This is a genomic window from Streptomyces sp. SL06 (assembly GCF_058244745.1).
Genome location: NZ_JBSYOT010000002.1, coordinates 3576178 through 3596441, shown reverse-complemented (window position 1 = coordinate 3596441; position 20264 = coordinate 3576178). Strand labels below are relative to the sequence as shown.

At 71.8% G+C, this 20264-nt stretch carries 15 protein-coding genes, 1 tRNA gene and 2 pseudogenes; 10 read left to right on the top strand and 8 right to left on the bottom strand.

Features of this window, described 5'->3' with window-relative positions:
• Position 1 precedes the first annotated feature (1 nt).
• Positions 2 to 775 carry a class E sortase gene (locus AC4IHM_RS16405; RefSeq protein ID WP_490867782.1) on the top strand — a complete coding sequence of 258 codons (774 nt, stop codon included), beginning with the start codon at positions 2 to 4 and terminating at the stop codon, positions 773 to 775.
• Between the two features lie 68 nt (positions 776 to 843).
• Here AC4IHM_RS16405 and pknB read toward each other — a convergent pair.
• The 6 genes and pseudogenes from pknB to fhaA form a co-directional block, all read right to left on the bottom strand.
• Positions 844 to 2857 (bottom strand): annotated as a pseudogene (pknB, locus tag AC4IHM_RS16400) (Stk1 family PASTA domain-containing Ser/Thr kinase).
• Positions 2858 to 3047: 190 nt separating this feature from the next.
• A complete protein-coding gene (locus AC4IHM_RS16395) occupies positions 3048 to 4520 on the bottom strand; it encodes a penicillin-binding transpeptidase domain-containing protein (protein WP_490867781.1) in 1473 nt (490 codons plus the stop codon).
• The gene (locus AC4IHM_RS16390; RefSeq protein WP_490867780.1) at positions 4517 to 5953 is read right to left on the bottom strand and encodes an FtsW/RodA/SpoVE family cell cycle protein; all 1437 of its coding nucleotides are present in this window, start codon (positions 5951 to 5953) and stop codon (positions 4517 to 4519) included. The genes AC4IHM_RS16395 and AC4IHM_RS16390 overlap by 4 nt, the downstream gene beginning before the upstream one ends.
• Positions 5954 to 5980: 27 nt before the next feature.
• Complete coding sequence (locus tag AC4IHM_RS16385) at positions 5981 to 7519, bottom strand: Stp1/IreP family PP2C-type Ser/Thr phosphatase (protein WP_490870845.1); 1539 nt, start codon at positions 7517 to 7519, stop codon at positions 5981 to 5983.
• 141 nt (positions 7520 to 7660) lie between these two features.
• A complete protein-coding gene (gene fhaB, locus AC4IHM_RS16380) occupies positions 7661 to 8179 on the bottom strand; it encodes an antibiotic biosynthesis regulator FhaB (protein ID WP_490867779.1) in 519 nt (172 codons plus the stop codon).
• 10 nt (positions 8180 to 8189) lie between these two features.
• Complete coding sequence (gene fhaA / locus AC4IHM_RS16375) at positions 8190 to 9065, bottom strand: antibiotic biosynthesis regulator FhaA (RefSeq protein ID WP_490867778.1); 876 nt, start codon at positions 9063 to 9065, stop codon at positions 8190 to 8192.
• 451 nt (positions 9066 to 9516) lie between these two features.
• Between fhaA and AC4IHM_RS16370 the strand changes: the two genes are divergently transcribed.
• The 7 genes and pseudogenes from AC4IHM_RS16370 (at position 9517) to AC4IHM_RS16340 (ending at position 15721) form a co-directional block, all read left to right on the top strand.
• Positions 9517 to 9603, top strand: a tRNA-Leu gene (locus AC4IHM_RS16370).
• 255 nt (positions 9604 to 9858) lie between these two features.
• Positions 9859 to 11340 (top strand): DUF2252 domain-containing protein, encoded by a 1482-nt coding sequence (locus AC4IHM_RS16365; protein ID WP_490867777.1) that lies wholly within the window; start codon positions 9859 to 9861, stop codon positions 11338 to 11340.
• A 43-nt stretch (positions 11341 to 11383) separates the two neighbouring features.
• Entirely contained in the window at positions 11384 to 12232 is an 849-nt protein-coding gene (locus tag AC4IHM_RS16360) for a hypothetical protein (RefSeq protein ID WP_490867776.1), read from the top strand.
• A 76-nt stretch (positions 12233 to 12308) separates the two neighbouring features.
• Positions 12309 to 12639: pseudogene (locus AC4IHM_RS16355) on the top strand (rhodanese-like domain-containing protein).
• Positions 12640 to 12858: 219 nt separating this feature from the next.
• Positions 12859 to 13698: a DUF5819 family protein gene (locus tag AC4IHM_RS16350; protein WP_490867775.1), complete on the top strand. Its 840-nt coding sequence runs from the start codon at positions 12859 to 12861 to the stop codon at positions 13696 to 13698.
• Positions 13695 to 14960, top strand: coding sequence for an HTTM domain-containing protein (locus tag AC4IHM_RS16345; protein WP_490867774.1), 1266 nt, complete (start codon positions 13695 to 13697; stop codon positions 14958 to 14960). The genes AC4IHM_RS16350 and AC4IHM_RS16345 overlap by 4 nt, the downstream gene beginning before the upstream one ends.
• Entirely contained in the window at positions 14957 to 15721 is a 765-nt protein-coding gene (locus tag AC4IHM_RS16340; RefSeq protein WP_490867773.1) for a TrmH family RNA methyltransferase, read from the top strand. Before AC4IHM_RS16345 ends, AC4IHM_RS16340 begins: the two co-directional genes overlap by 4 nt.
• Here AC4IHM_RS16340 and paaN read toward each other — a convergent pair.
• The gene (gene paaN, locus AC4IHM_RS16335) at positions 15718 to 17409 is read right to left on the bottom strand and encodes a phenylacetic acid degradation protein PaaN (protein WP_490867772.1); all 1692 of its coding nucleotides are present in this window, start codon (positions 17407 to 17409) and stop codon (positions 15718 to 15720) included. The two genes, AC4IHM_RS16340 and paaN, sit on opposite strands and share 4 nt — an antisense overlap.
• Positions 17410 to 17566: 157 nt before the next feature.
• On the opposite strand from paaN, the gene AC4IHM_RS16330 reads away from it, so the two are divergent.
• Both AC4IHM_RS16330 and AC4IHM_RS16325 read left to right on the top strand, forming a co-directional pair.
• Positions 17567 to 19078: a 3-hydroxyacyl-CoA dehydrogenase gene (locus tag AC4IHM_RS16330; protein ID WP_490867771.1), complete on the top strand. Its 1512-nt coding sequence runs from the start codon at positions 17567 to 17569 to the stop codon at positions 19076 to 19078.
• Complete coding sequence (locus AC4IHM_RS16325; RefSeq protein ID WP_490867770.1) at positions 19075 to 19668, top strand: TetR/AcrR family transcriptional regulator; 594 nt, start codon at positions 19075 to 19077, stop codon at positions 19666 to 19668. The genes AC4IHM_RS16330 and AC4IHM_RS16325 overlap by 4 nt, the downstream gene beginning before the upstream one ends.
• 8 nt (positions 19669 to 19676) lie before the next feature.
• Here AC4IHM_RS16325 and AC4IHM_RS16320 read toward each other — a convergent pair whose 3' ends face one another.
• Positions 19677 to 20192 carry an Lrp/AsnC family transcriptional regulator gene (locus AC4IHM_RS16320; protein WP_490867769.1) on the bottom strand — a complete coding sequence of 172 codons (516 nt, stop codon included), beginning with the start codon at positions 20190 to 20192 and terminating at the stop codon, positions 19677 to 19679.
• Positions 20193 to 20264 lie beyond the last annotated feature (72 nt).

The following is a 20264-nucleotide window of genomic DNA, read 5'->3' as shown; positions in this document are numbered from 1 at the left end:
AGTGGCAGCGACCACCGACACGGAGCACGAGGAGCACGCCGGCGAGGACGGCGCGCCGGGACCCGCGGCACACCGCCGCGGACGCGGTCCCAGGGGGGTCGTCGCACAGGCCGTCGGTGTCCTCGGCGAACTCCTCATCACCGCGGGCCTGGTGCTGGGCCTGTTCGTCGTCTACTCGCTGTGGTGGACGAACGTGGTCGCCGACCGCGCGGCGGACAAGCAGGCCGGCAAGGTCCGTGACAACTGGGCGCAGGACAGGGTCGGTCCGGACGGCCCCGGGGCCCTGGACACCAAGGCGGGCATCGGCTTCCTGCACGTTCCGGCGATGGGCAGGGGCGACATCCTGGTGGAGAAGGGCACGTCGATGAAGATCCTCAACGACGGCGTGGCCGGCTACTACACCGACCCGGTCAAGGCGACGCTGCCGACCTCCGGCAAGAAGGGCAACTTCTCGCTGGCGGCCCACCGGGACGGGCACGGCGCGAAGTTCCACAACATAGACAAGATCCGCGAGGGCGACCCGATCGTCTTCGAGACGAAGGACACGTGGTACGTCTACCGGACCTACGCCGTCCTCGCCGAGACCTCGAAGTTCAACGTCAAGGTCCTCGAGAAGGTTCCCGGGGAGTCCGGCAAGAAGAAGGCGGGCCACTACATCACGCTGACGACCTGCACGCCGGTCTACACGAGCCGGTACCGGTACGTGGTGTGGGGCGAGCTGGTCCGCACGGAGAAGGTGGACGGCGAGCGGACCCCGCCGGCGGAGCTGCGCTGATCCCCCCGTCATGACGGAGCCCCGGTCCCCGCGCGGGGACCGGGGCTCCGTCATGAGCGTGCGGTGGGTCACCCGCCGCCGCGCAGGCCACCGATGAAGCCGGCGCCGTTGTTGCCGCCGCCGTTGTTGTCACCGCCGCCCTGGCCGGCGGCGAAGAGGGTGACCTTGTCGCCCTTCTTGACCTCCTGGCCCTCGGGCGGGTTGCTCGCGAACACCACGGAGTTGTCGTCGCCCCCGCCCTCGACCTTCTCGAGTTCCAGGCCGTTCTGGCCGAGAACCTCCTTGGCCTGGCCGACGGTCATCTGCGTGACCTTCGGCATCGCGAGCTTCTCCTCCTCCGCCGGCGCCTTGGCGATCTTGATGTCGACCGTGCTGCCGCGGTCGACGTCCGTGCCCGGGGCGAAGCTCTGCTCGAAGACCGTGCCCTCGGCCTGGTCGGTGGACTCCCCCTCCGACTGGCTGCCGAGCACGAGGCCCTTCTCGTCCAGCAGCTTCTTCGCGTCGTCGGGGGACTTGCCCAGCAGGCTGGGCACGGTCACCTTGGAGGTCTCCTTGGCGACGGTGAGGGTGACGGTCGAGCCCTTCTCCTGCGACGAACCGCTCTTGGGGTCCTGGGAGAGCACGGTGTCCGGGCTCTCGGTGGACTCCTCGCTCTGCTTCTCGACGTCGAAGCCCTTGTCCCGCAGGGCCTTTTCCGCCTCGCTGAAGGAGAGCCCCTCGAACGTCCGGGATCTCGACCTTCGGCGCCCCCGTCGAGACCACCAGGTCCACGGTGGACTGCTTGTCGACGTCGGTGCCCTGCTTGGGGCTCTGCTCGCAGATGTTGCCCTTGGGCTGATCCTCGCAGGGCTGCTCTTTGAAGGTCAGTTTCAGGTCGACGTTGTCCGCCTGCTGCTGCGCGTCGCTCTTGCTCAGACCGATGAGGCCGGGCACCGCGACCTTGCCGTCGCCCGCTCCTCCACCGGTGAACGCGTACTTGCCGATCAGGATCGCGCCGACCAGGACGAGGACGCCGGCCAGCACCAGGAAGATCGTGGAGGTGTTCGACTTGCGCGGCTGCTGGCGGCGCCGGTCGGGGCGGTCGTCGTAGTTGTAGCCGCCGTCGTCCGGGTTCATGGGCGGCAGCATCGTCGTGGCGCCCGCGCCGCCGTCGGAGCGCAGGGCGGTGGTCGGCTGGTCGTCGGGGTAGGCGCCGTAGCCGCCGGCGGCCATGGCGCCCATCGCGGCGGTGGCGGCGACGGGCTGGCCGTCGAGGCAGGCCTCGATGTCGGCGCGCATCTCGTCGGCCGACTGGTAGCGGTAGTCGGGGTCCTTGACCAGGGCCTTCAGCACGATCGCGTCCATCTCGGGCGTGATCTCGGGGTCGAAGACGCTCGGCGCCTGCGGTTCCTCGCGCACGTGCTGGTAGGCGACGGCGACCGGGGAGTCCCCGACGAAGGGCGGTCGGACCGTGAGCAGCTCGTAGAGCAGGCAGCCGGTGGAGTACAGGTCGGAGCGGGCGTCCACCTGCTCGCCCTTGGCCTGCTCGGGGGAGAGGTACTGGGCGGTGCCGATGACGGCGGAGGTCTGGGTCATCGTCATGCCGGAGTCGCCCATGGCGCGGGCGATGCCGAAGTCCATGACCTTGACCTGGCCGTTGCGCGTGAGCATGACGTTGGCCGGCTTGATGTCGCGGTGGACGATGCCGGCCCGGTGGGAGTACTCCAGGGCCTGGAGGATGCCGATGGTCATCTCCAGGGTCCGCTCCGGCAGCAGCTTGCGGCCGGAGTGAAGCAGCTCACGGAGCGTGGAGCCGTCGACGTACTCCATGACGATGTACGGGATGGAGACCCCGTCGATGTAGTCCTCGCCCGTGTCGTAGACCGCCACGATCGCGGGGTGGTTGAGCGAGGCGGCCGACTGGGCCTCCCGGCGGAAGCGGGCCTGGAAGGACGGGTCGCGCGCGAGGTCCGCGCGGAGCGTCTTCACCGCCACCTGGCGTCCGAGCCGGGTGTCATGAGCGTGGTAAACCTCCGCCATGCCACCACGGCCGAGCACTGGGCCCAGCTCGTACCGGCCGCCGAGGCGACGCGGCTCTTCCATGGTTACCTACCAGCCCTCTCCGTCGGTCCCGACCGGCATGCTTGTACGGTCGGAGGCTGCCGTCCGGCCTACCGTACCCGGCTCGCTTTGTGTGCCTTGGCCAAGCCCGGCAGCCGATACAGGACCGGTATCGCAACGTGCGTCGATGTGCGGGGGACGTGACCGGAGTCACGTCCCGTTCATCGGGTGATCACTTCTTGCTGTTGATGACGGCCTCCATGACGTTCTTCGCGATCGGTGCCGCGAGGCCGCCGCCGGAGATGTCGTCGCGGACCGCGTTCTCGTCCTCGATCACCACGGCCACGGCGACCGGCGAGCTGCCGTCGTCGCCCTTGGCGTACGAGATGAACCAGGCGTAGGGGTTCTCGCTGTTGTCGACACCGTGCTGCGCGGTACCGGTCTTGCCGCCTACGGTGACGCCCCCGATCTGGGCGTTGGTTCCCGTGCCGTCCTTGACCACGGTCTCCATCATCGACTGGAGGATCTGGGCGTTGTCCGCGGAGAGCGGCTTGCTCATCTCCTCGGGGTCCGTCTTCTCGATGGTGTCGAGGTTGGGGGCCTGGAGTTCGTCGACCATGTACGGCTTCATCAGGGTGCCGTTGTTGGCGATGGCCGAGGTGACCATGGCCATCTGCAGCGGGGTGGCGGCGGTGTTGAACTGGCCGATGGAGGAGAGCGCGACCTGCGAGTCGTTCATGTCGTCGGAGAAGACCGAGGCGTTGGCGCGGACCGGGACGAACTGCTCCTCGGTGAAGCCGAACTTCTTGGCCGTCTCCAGCATCTTCTCGTTGCCGAGGTCGGCGCCGACCTTGCCGAAGACGGTGTTGCAGGAGACGCGCAGCGCCTCGCGGAGGGTGGCGTCCTTGCAGGGCAGGTCGCCCTCGTTCGCCAGTTCGGTGGTGGTGCCCGGCATGGTCCACGGCAGCGGGGAGTCGGTCTTGTCGTCCGCCGAGTGGTACAGGCCGTGCTCCAGGGCGGCGGCCGCGGTGAGCACCTTGAAGGTGGAGCCGGGCGGGTAGACCTCGCGCAGCGCGCGGTTGAGCATCGGGTCGTCGGGGTTGTTCTTCTTCTGGAGCTTGTTCCAGGCCTCGCCGGCCGCGTCGTCGCTCCCGGCGATGCCGGTGGGGTCGTACGAGGGGTAGGACGCCATCGAGAGGATCTTGCCGGTGGACGGTTCGAGCGCGACGACGGCGCCCTTGGCGCCCTGCTTCTTCAGACCGTCGTAGGCGGCCTTCTGGGCGGCGCTGTTGAGGGTGGTGACGACATTGCCGCCCTCGCGCTTCTTGCCGGTGATCATGTCGAGGGTGTTGCGGAAGAAGAGCCGGTCGTCGTTGCCGCTGAGGATGCCGTCGTCGATCGACTCGATCTGCGTGGCGCCGTAGGCCTGCGAGACGTAGCCGGTGACGGGCGCCCACATGGCGCCGTCCTTGTAGGTGCGCTTGTACTTGAAGTCGCCCTCGGTGGTGGCGTGGCCGGTGATGGCCTTGCCGTCGACGATGATGTCGCCGCGGGGACTGGCGTACCGCTCGATGGCGACGCGGCGGTTGTGCTCGTCGTCCTTGAGTTCGCCGGCCTGGACGTACTGGAGCCAGTTGTCGCGGATGAGCAGGGTGAGGACGAGGAGGCCGCAGAAGATCGCGATTCGGCGCAGTGGCTTGTTCACGGTCGGACCACCTGGGTCATCTCGGCGTCGGGGTTGGCGGGTGCGGCGGGCGCGGGTCTGCGCGCCGTGTCGCTGATGCGCAGCAGGATCCCGATCAGGGCCCAGTTGGCGATGACGGAGGAACCGCCGTACGCCAGGAAGGGCATCGTCATACCGGTGAGCGGGATGAGGCCCATGACGCCGCCGGCGACCACGAAGACCTGGAGCGCGAAGGCGCCGGAGAGGCCGATGGCGAGGAGCTTGCCGAAGGGGTCGCGGGCGGCGAGGGCGGTGCGGACACCGCGCTCGACGATCAACGCGTAGAGCAGGAGCAGCGCCATGAGGCCGGCCAGGCCGAGTTCCTCGCCGAAGGTGGCGAGGATGAAGTCGGAGTTGGCGGCGAAGCGGATCAGCTCGGAGTGGCCCTGGCCCCAGCCGGTGCCCAGCGTGCCGCCGGAGCCGAAGGCCCACAGGGCCTGCATGGCCTGCTCGGAGTGGCCGCTGACGCCCGCGCGGGAGAGCGTGTACTCCTTCATCGGGTCGAGCCAGGCATCCACCCGCTGCTGGATGTGGGGTTCGAAGCTGGCCACGCCGACGGCGCCGACCGCGGACATCAGCATACCGAAGACGATCCAGCTGGTCCGCTCGGTGGCGACGTACAGCATGATCACGAACATGCCGAAGAAGAGCAGCGAGGTGCCGAGGTCGGTCTCGAAGACGAGGATGAGGATCGAGACGATCCAGACGACCAGGATGGGGCCGAGGTCGCGGCCGCGCGGCAGGTAGAGGCCGATGAAGCGGCGGCTGGCGAGGGCGAGCGCGTCGCGCTTCACCATCAGGTAGCCGGCGAAGAAGATCGCGAGGACGATCTTGGCGAACTCTCCTGGCTGGATGGAGAAGGAGCCGACCTGGATCCAGATCTTGGCGCCGTAGATGTTCTTGCCGAGGCCCGGGACCAGCGGGAGCAGCAGCAGGAACAGGGCGCCGACCATGGAGATGTAGGTGTAGCGCTGCAGGACGCGGTGGTCCTTGAGGAAGACCAGCACGGCGACGAACAGCGCGATGCCCATCGCGGTGTAGATCAGCTGGCGGGGCGCGGCGGTACCGGCCTGGTCGATGCTCTGGAGCAGTTCGGACTGGTCGAGGCGCCAGATCGCGACGAGCCCGAGCCCGTTGAGCAGGGTGGCGAGCGGCAGCAGCAGCGGGTCCGCGTACGGCGCGAACTTGCGCACGACGAGATGGCCGACGCCGGCCAGCAGGCCGAGGCCGAGACCGTAGCTCAGCAGGCCCGCGGGCACTTCCTCATTGATGGCCAGCCCCACGTTGGCGTAGGCGAAGACCGGGATGAGGACGGCGAACACGAGCAGAGCCAGCTCGGTGTTGCGCCGGCTCGGGGCGCCGATGGCGCCGATCGTGGACGTGTGGTGCGTCGGCGAGTTGGTAGTACTGCTCATCGTGTGACAGGGCCTCTCACGGCTTGCCTACTGCTTACCGCACAGCGAGACGACCTTCTGCTCTTCCTCCGAGAGGGTCGGGCCGGGGCCTGGAGTGGGTGCGGTCGTGGACGGTGACTCGGACGATTCGGGCGCTCCCGACGGGTTCGGGCTCGGTGAGGCCTTGGACGTGAGGGAGGCGGTGCTGGTTCCCGTGGCGCCTTCGGCCTCGCCCTTGTCCGTCTTCGCGTTGTTCTCGGTGCCGGCGGTGCGCCGTTCGGTCTGCTTCTTGCAGGCGGAGGCCTGCACGGCCAGTTCCTCGATCTTGGCGCGGGCGTCGTTCAGGTCGCCCTCGGCGATGGTGTCCTTGACCAGCTTCTGCTGGTAGTCCGGCAGGTACTTGAGTTCGATCTCGGGGTGGTCCTTCTGGACCTTCGAGAGGGAGACCCAGGCGAGGTCCTGGCTGATGCCCCGGTACAGCGCCACGTGGTCGTCCTTGGTACCGACGTAGTACTGGGTCTGGGTCCAGCGCCAGCCGCCGTACGTGCCGCCGCCGATGACGGCGAGGGCGAGCACGGTGTACAGGGATCTCTTGAGCCACCTGCGGCTCTTGCGGGGTTTGACGAAGTCGTCGGGGCCGTAGTCGTCGAAGCCGCCGGCCGGGTCGTAGCCGGTGGTGTCGCCGCTGCCGGGCGGGCCGAACTCGCCGCCCCCGCCGCGCGGTCCGCCCTGGCGGCCGAGGCCGGCGGCGCGGCCGGCCGGGGTCTGCATGATGCCGTTGTCGCCCATCTGGGCCTGGTTCTCGGCGACGGCGCCGACGACCACGGGGGTGTCGGAGAGCTGTCCGGCGAGGGTGTCGCCGGTGTCGAGGTCGAGGACGTTGGCGACGATGACGGTGATGTTGTCGGGGCCGCCGCCGCGCAGGGCGAGCTGGATCAGTTCCTGGACGGTCTCCTGGGGGCCCTGGTAGCTGGCGAGGGTGTCCTCCATCGTCTGGTGGGAGACGACGCCGGAGAGTCCGTCGGAGCAGATGAGGTAGCGGTCGCCGGCCCGCACCTCGCGGATGGACAGGTCGGGTTCGACGTGGTCGCCGCTGCCGAGGGCGCGCATCAGCAGGGAGCGCTGCGGGTGGGTGCCCGCCTCCTCCTCGGTGATGCGGCCCTCGTCGACGAGGCGCTGCACCCAGGTGTGGTCCTGGGTGATCTGCGTGAGGACGCCGTCGCGCAGGAGGTAGGCCCGGGAGTCGCCGACGTGGACCATGCCGAGGCGCTGGCCGGTCCACAGCAGGGCGGTCAGCGTGGTGCCCATGCCCTCCAGGGCGGGGTCCTCCTCGACCATCTGCCGCAGTTGGTCGTTGGCGCGCCGCACGGCGACGCCGAGGGAGGTGAGCACGTCGGAGCCGGGCACGTCGTCGTCGAGGGCGACGATGGTGGAGATCACCTCGGAGGAGGCGACCTCACCGGCGGCCTGGCCGCCCATGCCGTCGGCGATGGCGAGCAGGCGGGGACCGGCGTAACCGGAGTCCTCGTTGCCCTCCCGGATCATGCCCTTGTGCGATCCGGCGGCGAAGCGCAGTGACAGACTCATGCGCACCTCGCCCGTCGGCTCCGGGTACAGCCGGTCGTGTCGAGCCACACTGCCCACCCTCCGGTCGGGAGCGCGCCGGGGCCCGGGGTGCCGGCCGCCGCTGCGTGCTCGCTCCGCTCGCGCTCTTTCATTGGTGTAGCACTACTTCCGCAGCTCGATGACGGTCTTGCCGATGCGGATCGGCGAACCCGGCCCGATCGGCGTGGGGGTCGTCAGCCGGGACCGGTCCAGGTACGTGCCGTTGGTGGAGCCCAGGTCCTCGACGATCCACTGGCCGTTCTGGTCCGGGTAGATCCTGGCATGACGGCTGGAGGCGTAGTCGTCGTCCAGCACGATCGTCGAGTCATGTGCCCGGCCGAGCGTGATGGTCTGGCCCTGGAGGGCAACGGTGGTGCCGGTGAGCGTGCCCTCCGTGACGACCAGTTTGGTGGGAGCGCCGCGGCGGCCCCGGCCGCCGCTCGACTGCTGGCGCTGCGGTGGAGGCGCCTGGCCCTGGCGCGCGGCGGCCTGCTGCGGTCGTGCGGCGTCGCGCCGCGCACCGCGCTGGGTGACCCGCGTACCGAACAGGTCGCTGCGGATGACCTGCACGGCCACGATCACGAACAGCCACAGTACGGCGAGAAAACCCAGCCGCATGACCGTGAGGGTCAGCTCTGACATTGCCCCCGGTTCACCCTTCGGCTTGCCTGTAGATAACGGTGGTGCTGCCCACGACGATCCGTGAGCCGTCGCGGAGCGTAGCGCGGGTTGTGTGCTGCCCGTCCACCACGATGCCGTTGGTGGACCCGAGATCCTGGATCGTCGAGGGCGTTCCGGTCCGGATCTCACAGTGCCGGCGGGAGACGCCGGGGTCGTCGATCCGCACGTCGGCCTCGGTGCTGCGGCCGAGCACGAGGGTCGCGCGGGAGATCTGATGGCGGGTGCCGTTGATCTCGATCCAGTGGCGGGTGCGGCCGCCCGGCGCGGGTGCGGCCGGGGGCTGCTGGGCGCCCGCGGGCTGCGGGTAGCCGTAGCCGCCGGGGCGGCCGGGCGGCGGCGCGGGCGGCATGGGCGGGGCGCCCGCCGGGGCGGCGGGCGGGTAGCCGTAGCCACCGCCCGCGCCGCCGGGCCGCCCGGCGGGGGCGGCCGGAGCGGCGGGGCCCGCGGGGGCCGGGCCGCCCTGGTGGCTGCTGGAGGAGGCGAGCGTACGGCTGCGCACCCGGTACAGGCCGGTGTCGAGGTCGTCCGCCTTCTCCAGGTGGACCTTGATCGGTCCCATGAAGGTGTAGCGCTGCTGCTTGGCGTAGTCGCGGACCATGCCGGCCAGCTCGTCGCCGAGCTGGCCCGAGTAGGGGCTGAGCCGCTCGAAGTCGGGCGTGCTCAGCTCCACGATGAAGTCATTGGGCACGACGGTGCGGTCGCGGTTCCAGATGGTCGCGTTGTTGTCGCATTCGCGCTGGAGCGCTCCCGCGATCTCCACGGGCTGCACCTCGGACTTGAACACCTTCGCGAAGGTGCCGTTGACCAGACCTTCGAGACGCTGCTCGAACTTCTTCAGGACTCCCATGGGGCACCTCCTCCGTCGCCGTCGTCCTGTTCACTGCCCACCTGGTACTGCTTACTGATCGTATCCACGCGCCGGTCGATCGGCTGGTTCCCCCTGTCGGCCCCGTCGACGGGTGTCGACGCCTCTCGGAGTTCCCGCCGAAGCTCCCCTTCGAACTCCCGGGGTCCTTCGGGATGCGCTCCCGCGGGTATTCCTGCCCAGGATCGTAGAGGCGGCCGCCGACCAGTGTCCCGCACCTGACCGCGGACCCCTACCGGCTCCTGGGGAGACGGGCCGGACCGGTACGAGGTTGATACGTGAACGGCCACGGGCCGGGACGAGTGCCCGAAGGAGGTTGGGCGCCCTGGTCCCGGGCCCGGAAGGGATGTGAATCCGTCCCGTCCAGCGTGCTAATGTTCTCGTGTCGGAGGGCGCCGGACCATACAGGACGGAGCCCGAGGACACACCCAATGCGCGGGTGGCGGAATAGGCAGACGCGCTGGATTCAGGTTCCAGTGCCCGAAAGGGCGTGGGGGTTCAACTCCCCCCTCGCGCACCAGTCGAAAGCCCCCCAGGTCTCGGACCTGGGGGGCTTTCGCATGCCCTGACGAGGGCGCGGAACTCCGTGTGCGGCGCGGTGCGTTGTGAGGAAGGTCTCAGGTCCCGGGTGCCGCGCGGGGCCCGGACCACGGCCCGTGTACCGGCGGTTCGCCCGGGGTACGGTCGTGGCGCGCCGCCGCCGCCGGGCGGGCGCGGCGCGGTCAGGGGCAGGGGCACGGCACAGGTGCGTACGAGTACGGGGAGGGCGGCCGGGATGACCGAGGCGACGGCGGAGGCCACCGCGCGGGGGACGACCGCGGGGGCGGTGACCGTGGTGGAGACGGGCGTGCGGGCGGGTGCGGGCGGGGGCCCGCGGGTGCCGGCCGTGCCGGGGTTCGCGCGCTATCCCGTGGGCGGCTCGGCGAAGGCGGCGGGCAAGGCGCTGCGTACGCGCGTTCCGCGGTCCGCGCACGCCGCGCTCGACGACCCGGACGCCTCCCGGCCGGACGCGGTGAGCGCGGTCGAGGAGTCCAACCGCGGCCGGATACCCGGGCTCACCCCGATCCGGGCCGGGCGGATGGCGGCCACGCCGTTCGCCTTCCTGCGCGGCTCGGCCGGCCTGATGGCGTACGACCTGGCGCGCACGCCGGTGACCGGGGTCGGCGCCCAGATCTGCGGGGACGCGCACGCGGCCAACTTCGGTCTCTACGGCGACGCGCGCGGCGGTCTGGTCATCGACCTGAACGACTTCGACGAGACGGTCCACGGCCCCTGGGAGTGGGACCTCAAGCGGCTCGCCACCTCGCTCGTGCTCGCGGGCCGGGAGGCCGGCGCCGACGAGGACACCTGCCGTGCGGCCGCCCGGGACGCGGCGGGCGCCTACCGGCGCACGATGCGGCTGCTGGCCCGGCTCCCGGCGCTGGACGCCTGGAACGCCATCGCGGACGAGGAGCTGGTCTCCCACACCGACGCCCACGACCTGCTGGGCACGCTGGAGCGGGTGGCCGGCAAGGCGCGGGCCAACACCAGCGGGCGCTTCGCCGCCAAGTCGACCGAGTCCACCGGGGACGGCGGGCGGCGCTTCGTGGACGCCCCGCCGGTGCTGCGCCGGGTGACGGACGCCGAGGCGGCGGCGGTCGCGGCCTCCCTCGGGCCGTATCTGGCCACCCTGTCCGAGGACCGGCTGCCGCTGCTGGCCCGGTACGCGGTGCACGACGTCGCCTTCCGGGTCGTGGGCACCGGCAGCGTGGGCACGCGCTCGTACGTCGTGCTGCTCCTGGACCACCGGGGCGAACCGCTCGTGCTCCAGGTCAAGGAGGCCAGGCCCTCCGCGCTGCTGCCGCATCTGGCGACCGCCGGGTTCGACGCCCCCGAGGCCGCGCACGAGGGACGCCGGGTGGTCATGGGGCAGAAGCGGATGCAGGTGGTCAGCGACATCCTGCTGGGCTGGACCTCGGTCGACGGGCGGCCCTTCCAGGTGCGGCAGTTCCGCAACCGCAAGGGCAGCGTCGACCCCGCCGCGCTGGCCGCCGACCAGGTGGACGACTACGGCCGCATGACCGGCGCCCTGCTGGCCCGCGCCCACGCGCACAGCGCCGACCCGCGGGTCATCGCCGGCTACTGCGGCAAGAACGCCGAACTGGACGAGGCGGTGGCCGCCTTCGCCGTGGCCTACGCCGACCGCACGGAGGCGGACCACGCAGGGCTGCTCGCGGCCGTGCGGGCGGGCCGGGTCCCCGCCGAGCCGGGGGTGTGACCATCGCGGTGGGGCCGGGCGGTTCGTGGCCTAGGCTGGTCGGGTGACGACCCCGGAAGCTGAGCAGGGTGAGGACGGCGCAGGCGCGGAGCGGGCGGCGCCGCCCGAGGACGCCGCGCCGCGCCCCGAGGAACGGCTGGAACAGGCCGTACGGGCCGCCGAGCAGGCACTCATCGAGTACGAGATCGCGTTGGAGACCTTCCGGGTGGAGGTCGAGAACTTCTCGCGGCTGCACGAACAGCGGCTCGGTCCGGTGTACGCGCGGCTGGAGGAGCTGGAGGCGCAGATCCTCGACGCCAGGGCGGCCCGCAGCGGGGACGCCGACGACCGGCGCCGGGCCGACGAGGCGCGGGCCCGGCTGATGCCGATCCCCGGGGTCGAGGAGCTGCTGAACGGCTGGATGGACGGGGACGGGCTGTTCCCGGAGGCCACGGCGATGCTCACGGACCAGGCGGTACGTCCTCCGCAGCGGGTGCGGCCCGGCGAGGAGGCCCGCAGGCTCTATCGCGAGCTGGCCCGCAAGGCCCACCCCGACCTGGCGCAGGAGGAGGACGAGCGGGTCCGGCGCGAGGAGTTCATCACCCGCGTCAACGCCGCCTACGCCCGCGGCGACGAGGCGGAGCTGCGGACGCTGGCCGAGGAGTGGGCGGCCGGGCCGGCACCGGAGCGGCGCCCGAGCCGAGGTGAGGAGCTGTACGTCCGGCTGGAATGGCTCGACCGGCGCAAGGAGATGCTCACGCTGCTCGCCAAGGAGCTGGAGGAGAGCGCGATCGGCGCGATGCTCCGGCTGGCCCCGGACGACCCCGACCGCCTCCTCGAGGAGATCGCCGAGCAATTGACGGCCCAGGTGAGCGAGCGGGAGACCGAGCTTGCGGGGCTGCTGGCGCAGTAGCCGCGGCGGCACCGTGAAGCCGGCCGACCGGCCTGCCGCGTCGGGTAGCGTCGGGGGCATGAGTTTCGGATCTGGTGTGCCCACGGTCGAGGTCACGGACCTCAAGGACGGCGACTTCCTGCTGGATGTTCCGTGAGGACGACGAGTGGCAGGCGGGCCATGCCGCCGGGGCGCTGCACATTCCCCTCAGCGAGTTCGTGGCCCGGTACGGCGAGCTGGCCGAGGCGGCGCCGCAGGACGGCCGGGTCCATGTGCTGTGCCGTGTCGGCGGGCGCTCGGCCCAGGCCACCATGTACCTGGTCCAGCAGGGCGTCGACGCCGTGAACGTCGACGGCGGCATGCAGGAGTGGGCCGCGGCCGGGCGTCCCGTGGTGGACGACAAGGGCGAGCCGGGGTACGTGCTCTAGGGGGTGTCGTCCGGATCAGGTCGCGGGAGAATCGGCGGTGCTCTCCCGGCGCCGGGCCCCGCGTCCGCGGCATGATCCAAACGACACCCCCTGGGCCGGCCGGGGGCTGTGCGGGCGGACGGTCCTGAGTACCGTTCCCGTTCGAACGTCGCCGAGCGCCCGCACGCGTGCCGTGCGGGCTCCCCGGGGCGGGGCGGCGGAACGACGGATCGGGGCGGAATGGACGCGTACGGCACGGGCTCGAACGCCCGGCAGGGGCGGGACGGGTCGAGCGGTGGTCCGGAGGAAACCGGTGGGTCGGCCGGGTCCGCCGGCGCCGCGGGTTCGTCCGAGGCGGCCGAGGCGGCCGAGGCGGACGAGGCGGGTGAGGCGGACGGTACGGCCACTGAGCCCCGTACGCCCGCCGAGCCCCGTGGCGGCCTCGCCGCGCTCTCCCCGCGCTATCAGGTCGGTGCCGTGCTCGCCCTCGCGGCCGTCGCGGTGGCCGTCTGCGCCCACATGGGCCTGGTGTTCCTGCACGTGGCGCCGTCGAACATCCTCACCAAGCAGCACGGCACCGCGGTGGACGAGTGGGTCTTCCCGGAGTTCGAACAGAACTGGAAGCTCTTCGCGCCCAACCCGCTCCAGCAGAACATCTCCGTCCAGGTCCGTGCCGAGGTGAGCACGGCGGACGGCGGGATACGGACGACCGGCTGGTACGACCTGTCCGCCGAGGACGGCCGGGGCATCGACGGCAATCCGCTGCCGAGCCACACCCAGCAGAACGAACTGCGCCGGGCCTGGGACTTCTTCGTCTCCACCCACGACTCCGACAACCGCCCGGTGGGGCTGCGGGGCACCCTGTCCGAGAGCTATCTGCGCCGCATCGCGGCCCTGCGCCTGGACCGCAACGGGGCCGCGGGAGCGGGCGGGGTCGTCGAACGCGTCCAGTACCGTTCCCGGACCACCAACGTGGAGCCGCCCCCGTGGAGCGGTGAGAAGGTCTCCGGACGGCCGACCTACCGCGAACTGCCCTGGTGGCCGGTGTCCGCCCGCGCGAAGGAGGGGGACGCCGCGTGAACGGCCTCGCCCGATCGGTCTCCCGCGGGATCGCCCGCGTCACCGGCGCCGCGCTCGGCCGGTACCAGACGGCCGTGATCCGGATCGGCTTCAGCGCCACCTGGCTGCTCTTCCTGCTGCGCGAACTGCCCCACCGCCACGAGCTGTACGGTCCCGACGGGCCCTGGAGCCACGACCTCGCCGAGCAACTGCTCGCGGACAACGGCGCCTTCACGGTGCTGATGTGGTCGGACGGGCGGGTCTGGTTCGAGGCCGGCTACGCGCTGGCCGTGCTGAGCAGCGTGCTGCTCCTGCTGGGCCTGCGCACCCGGACCGTGTCCGTGCTGTTCATGGTCGGTGTGCTCTCGCTGCAGAACCGCAGTGTCTTCATGGGGGACGGCGGCGACAACGTCCTGCACCTGATGAGCATCTACCTCGTCCTCACCCGCTGCGGCCAGGTGTGGTCGCTGGACGCGCGCCGGGCGCGGCGCGCGGAGGAGGCACGCGCGCGCGGGGAGTGTGTCGTGGACCGGGCCGGGCCGGTGCTGTGGTGCGTGTTCGGGTTCACGCTGCTCGCCGCGACCCTGGCGGGCGGGCTGGACGGCGACTGGTTCGTTCCGGTCCTGCTGTGGGCGGTGTGGGTCGCGCAGGGCCTGTGGTGGGCCGTGGGGCGCTGGGTGGGCGGTGAGCCGCGGATCCTGCTCGACGTGGTCGCCAACATCGTGCACAACGGCGCGCTGGCCGTGATCATGGCCGAGGCCTGTCTGATCTACGCGACGGCCGGCTGGTACAAGATCCAGGGTTCGCGCTGGCAGGACGGCACGGCGGTCTACTACCCGCTGCACCTGGACTACTTCTCGCCCTGGCCCGCGCTCTCCGACGCGTTGGCGGCCAGCGGCACGATGGTCATGCTCATCACCTACGGCACGGTCGTGGTGCAGGTCGCGTTCCCCTTCACGCTGTTCAACCGGCGGGTCAAGAACGTGCTGCTGGCCGTCATGATGACCGAGCACGCGGTGATCGCCGTGACGCTCGGGCTGCCGTTCTTCTCGCTGGCGATGATCGCCGCGGACGCGGTCTTCCTGCCGACCTCGTTCCTGCGCCGGCTGGGCGGCCGGGCGGCACGCGCGCGTGACCGGCTGCTGCGGCGCCGGGACGGCCGTACGGTGGCGCTCCCCGGGCCCAGGGCCGCCCCTGCCGCCGGTACCGGCGAGAAGGACGCGGCGGCGGACGCGGGGGACGAGCGGGGCCCCGAGCACACGCACGTAGGCTTCACGGCATGAGCCACCCCGCCCCCGAGGGCATCGACGGCCTCGGCGCGCCGGCCGCCTGGCGCCGGCACGCCGGGCGGTGTGTGCTGCTCGACGGCTTCCACGCCCTCAAGCACGCGCTGCGCTTCGGCGCCGAGGTCCCGGTGGCGGTGACCGGCGACCGCGCGGGCGCCCTCGCCCTCGCCGGGGAACTGGCGCCCGACCTGTGCGACACCCTGAACGGACTGCTGACCGAGGTGCCGCGCGAGGCGTACGCGTCGCTCGTCGCGCGGCCGCACCCCACCGCGGTGGCCGCCCTGGCCGTACGGCCCTCCCGGGCGGCCGCGCTGGAGGCGCTGGCGCACCTGCCCCGGTCCGCCCCCGTGGTCGTCCTCGACCAGCCGCGCAACCTCGGCAACGCGGGCGCGGTGATCCGGCTGGCCGCCGGTTTCGGGGCCACCGGAGTGATCACCACGGGCCCGCTGGATCCCTGGCATCCCACGGTGGTGCGCGGCGGTGCGGGGCTGCACTTCGCGACCGCCGTGGAGCGGCTGGACGTGCCGGAGCTGCCACCGGGGCCGGTCTTCGCGCTGGACCCGGAGGGCGAGGACATCCGCGGGACGAAGCTGCCCGACGACGCGCTGCTCGCGTTCGGCTCCGAGCGCAGCGGGCTGTCGCGGGAACTGCGCGCGCGTGCCGACCGCCTGCTGGCGCTGCCGATGCGCCCGCAGGTCTCCAGCTACAACCTCGCGACCAGTGTGGCCATGGCGCTGTACCACTGGAGCGCGACTTAGGCCTGGCGGCGCACCTCCACCACGCGGAAGCGGTTGGCCACGAACGCGCCGTCGCACAGGGCGGCGTTGGCCGCGGGGTTGCCGCCGGAGCCGTGGAAGTCGGAGAAGGCGGCCGTCTGATTGACGTACACCCCGCCGGTGAGGTTGAGGGAGAGCTGGGCCGGCTCCTCCAGGCAGACCTCCTGCACGGCCCGCTCGACCTCCTCGTCCGTCGTGTACGCGCCGACCGTCATCGCGCCCTTCTCCCGGATGCCGCGGCGCAGCAGCTCCACGGCGTGGCCGGCGGAGTCGACGGCGACGGCGAAGGAGACGGGGCCGAAGCACTCGTCGGCGCAGACGGCCGCGTCGTCGGGCTTGGCGGCGTCCAGCTTGACGATCACGGGTGTGCGCACGACGGCGTCGGGGAAGTCCGGGTTGGTCACCTCGCGGGAGGCGAGGGCGACCTCGCCGAGACCGGCGGCGGCCTCCAGGCGGGCCTTGACGTCCGGGTTGACGATCGCGCCGAGCAGGGAGTTCGCGCGCGCGTCGTCGCCGAGGAGTCCGTCGACGGCCCGTGCCAGGTCGGCGGTCACCTCGTCGTAGGACTTGTCGCCCTGGTCGGTGCGGATGCCGTCGCGGGGGATCAGCAGGTTCTGCGGGGTGGTGCACATCTGGCCGCTGTAGAGGGACAGGGAGAAGGCCAGGTTGGCGAGCATTCCCCGGTAGTCGTCGGTCGACTCCACGATCACCGTGTTGACGCCGGCCTTCTCCGTGAAGACCTGCGCCTGGCGGGCGTTGGCCTCCAGCCAGTCGCCGAAGGCGGTGGAGCCGGTGTAGTCGACGATGCGGATCTCGGGGCGGGTCGCCAGGGTCTTGGCGATGCCCTCGCCGGGGCGCTCGGCGGCCAGCGCGGCCAGGTTGGGGTCGAAGCCGGCCTCGGTGAGGACCTCGCGGGCCACCCGCACGGTGAGCGCGAGCGGCAGCACCGCGCGCGGGTGGGGCTTGACCAGGACCGCGTTGCCGGTGGCGAGGGAGGCGAACAGGCCCGGATAGCCGTTCCAGGTCGGGAAGGTGTTGCAGCCGATGACCAGGCCGATGCCCCTCGGGACCGGCGTGAACTGCTTGGTGAGCGCCAGCGGGTCGCGCTTGCCCTGCGGCTTGGTCCACTCCGCCGTGTCGGGCGTGCGGACCTGCTCCACGTAGGCGTAGGCCACGGCCTCCATGCCGCGGTCCTGCGCGTGCGGGCCGCCCGCCTGGAAGGCCATCATGAAGGCCTGGCCGGAGGTGTGCATGACCGCCTGCGCGAACTCCATGGTCCGGTCGGCGATCCGTTTGAGGATCTCCAGGCAGACCATCGCGCGCAGCTCCGCGCCCGCGTCCCGCCACGCCTTCTGTCCGGCCTTCATGGCGGGCAGCAGCACGTCCGGGTCCGCGTGCGGATACGTCACGCCCAGCTCGACGCCGTACGGGGAGACCTCGCCGCCCACCCAGTCGTCGGTGCCGGGCTGGCCCAGGTCCAGGCGGGTGCCGAGCAGGGCGTCGAAGGCGGCCTTGCCCGCCGCCATGTCCAGGCTGCCGTTGTCCCCGTAGGCCTTCGGGTGCTCGGGGTGGGGGGACCAGTACGCGCGCGTGCGGATCGTTTCCAGCGCCAGGTCCAGGGTCGGCCGGTGCTGGGCGATCAGCTGGTGTGCGGTGAGTTCGGCGGCCATGCGGGACCAACTCCTCGTCTCACGAACTCTCCGTCGAGTCGTGACCTGGGGTGACCTGGGCAGAATCAGGCGGACACGGCTAGAGTAACCGAACGATCGGTCGGGACAAGGGGGTCCGCCGCATCTGTGGAAAACCCCGTGCGGGAGGATCGCGCACATGACAGCACTCGACCTCAGCAGCCCCGTGGCCGTCGTCGGCACCGGCACCATGGGCCAGGGCATCGCCCAGGTGGCGCTGGTCGCGGGCCACACCGTCCGGCTGTACGACGCCGCCCCCGGGCGGGCCCGGGAAGCGGCCGACGCGATCGGCGCCCGGCTCGACCGGCTCGTCGAGAAGGAACGGCTCACCGGCGCCGGACGGGACGCGGCCCGCGCCCGGCTGGAGCCCGCCGGGTCCCTCGCCGAACTCGCTGACTGCGCGCTGGTCGTCGAGGCGGTCCTGGAGCGGCTGGACGTCAAACAGGAGCTGTTCCGTGCCCTGGAGGACATCGTCGGCGACGACTGCCTGCTCGCCACCAACACCTCCTCCCTGTCCGTCACCGCCGTCGGCGGCGCGCTCCGCGCCCCCGGCCGCTTCGTCGGCCTGCACTTCTTCAACCCCGCGCCGCTGCTCCCGCTGGTGGAGGTGGTCTCCGGGTCCGCCACCGACGCCGCGTCGGCCACGCGCGCGTACGAGACGGCCCGCGCCTGGGGCAAGACCCCGGTCGCCTGCGCCGACACCCCCGGTTTCGTCGTCAACCGCGTCGCCCGGCCCTTCTACGCCGAGGCCTTCGCGGTGTACGAGGAGCGGGCCGCCGACCCGGCCACCGTCGACGCCGTGCTGCGCGAGTCGGGCGGCTTCAGAATGGGCGCGTTCGAGCTGACCGACCTCATCGGGCAGGACGTCAACGAGTCCGTCACGCACTCCGTGTGGCAGGCGTTCTTCCAGGACGCGCGCTTCACACCGTCCCTGGCCCAGCGCCGCCTGGTCGAGTCCGGCCGGCTCGGCCGCAAGAGCGGGCGGGGCTGGTACGACTACCGCGACGGCGCCGGGCGTCCCGAGCCGCACACCGCGCGAGCGGCCGACCGGCCCGCCCACGTCCTCGTCGAGGGCGACCTGGGCCCGGCCGCCGAACTGATACCGCTGATGCGCGAGGCGGGCGTCGAGGTCCGTACGGGGGACGGCGGCGGCGAGGCGGGCCTCGTCCTGCCCGGCGGCGGGACGCTGCGCCTCACCGACGGGCGGTTGCCCGTGTCCCGGGACGTTGTCCACTTCGATCTCGCCCTCGACTACCGCGCGGCCACCCGGGTCGCCCTGTCCGCGTGCGAGGGCGTCTGCGCGCAGGTCCTCGCCGAGGCCACCGGCCTGTTCCAGGCGCTCGGCAAGAAGGTCAGTGTGATCGGCGCGGTCCCCGGCATGATCGTGGCCCGGACCGTCGCGCGGATCATCGATCTGGCCTTCGACGCCGTCGCCAGGGGCGCTGCCACGCGGGAGGACGTTGACACGGCGATGCGTCTGGGTGTGAACTACCCCCTCGGGCCCTTCGAATGGAGCCGTCGGCTCGGGGACGCCTGGGCCTGCTCCCTGCTGGCCGGCGTGCACCGGTGGGACCCGTCGGGGCGCTGCGTGCCGTCCCTCGCGCTCCAGCGCCACGCCTACGCCTGCGACGGCCGGGAGGGCACCTCATGAGCACCGCCAAGCGGGACACGTACACGCCCGAGACGCTGCTGTCGGTGGCCGTCCAGGTCTTCATCGAGCGCGGCTACGACGGCACCTCCATGGAGCACCTCTCCAGGGCGGCCGGCATCTCCAAGTCGTCGATCTACCACCATGTCTCCGGCAAGGGGGAACTCCTGCGCCGGGCCGTGAGCCGGGCCCTGGACGAACTCTTCGCGATCCTCGACGAGGAGCACGCGCGCGCGGGATCCGCCGCCGAGCGCCTGGAGTACGTCGTGCGGCGCATGGTCGAGGTGCTCATGGCCGAACTGCCGTACGTGACGCTGCTGCTGCGGGTGCGCGGCAACACGGACACCGAGCGGTGGGCGCTGGAGCGGCGGCGCGAGTTCGACCACCGGGTCGCCGGACTGCTCAAGGACGCCGCGGACGAGGGGGACGTGCGCGGAGACGTGGCGGTGCGGCTCGCGACCCGCCTGGTCTTCGGCATGATCAACTCGATCGTCGAGTGGTACCGCCCGGACGGCCGGGGCGGCGCGGCCGAGCGCGAGGTGGCCGACGCGGTGGTGCGGCTGGTGTTCGGAGGGCTGCGCGGGACCTCCTGAGCGGGCGGTCAGCTCTGCGGTTCGAGGTCCTCCGTCTCGAACACCAGCAGGGTCCGCGTGCTGAGCACCTCCGGGATGGCCTGGAGGCGGGTGAGGACCAGCTCGCGCAGGGCCCGGTTGTCGGGCGCGTGCACCAGGAGCAGCACGTCGAAGTCGCCGCCCACCAGGGCGATGTGGGAGGCCCCCGGAAGCCGGCGGAGCTGCGCGCGGACCGTGCGCCACGAGTTCTGGACGATGTTCAGGGTGATGTACGCCGAGGTGCCGTGCCCCGCGCGTTCGTGGTCGACACGGGCGCCGAAACCGCGGATGACGCCGTCCTCGACGAGCCGGTTGATGCGCGCGTAGGCGTTCGCGCGCGAGACGTGCACCCGCTCGGCGACCGACCGTATCGAGGCGCGGCCGTCCGCCTGGAGCATGCGCAGGATGTCCTGGTCTATGGCGTCCAGCGGGCGCGGGCGCGGGAGGACGGCCTCGTCCGGAGCACCGGGTTCCTCCGCGTGTTCGGCCATTTGTTCAGCTGCCATGTCCCCCCGCCTTCCCGCCATGGACGTACTGCGTCCATCTCAGGCTGTGGAGAACCGTTTGTCCACAGCCTG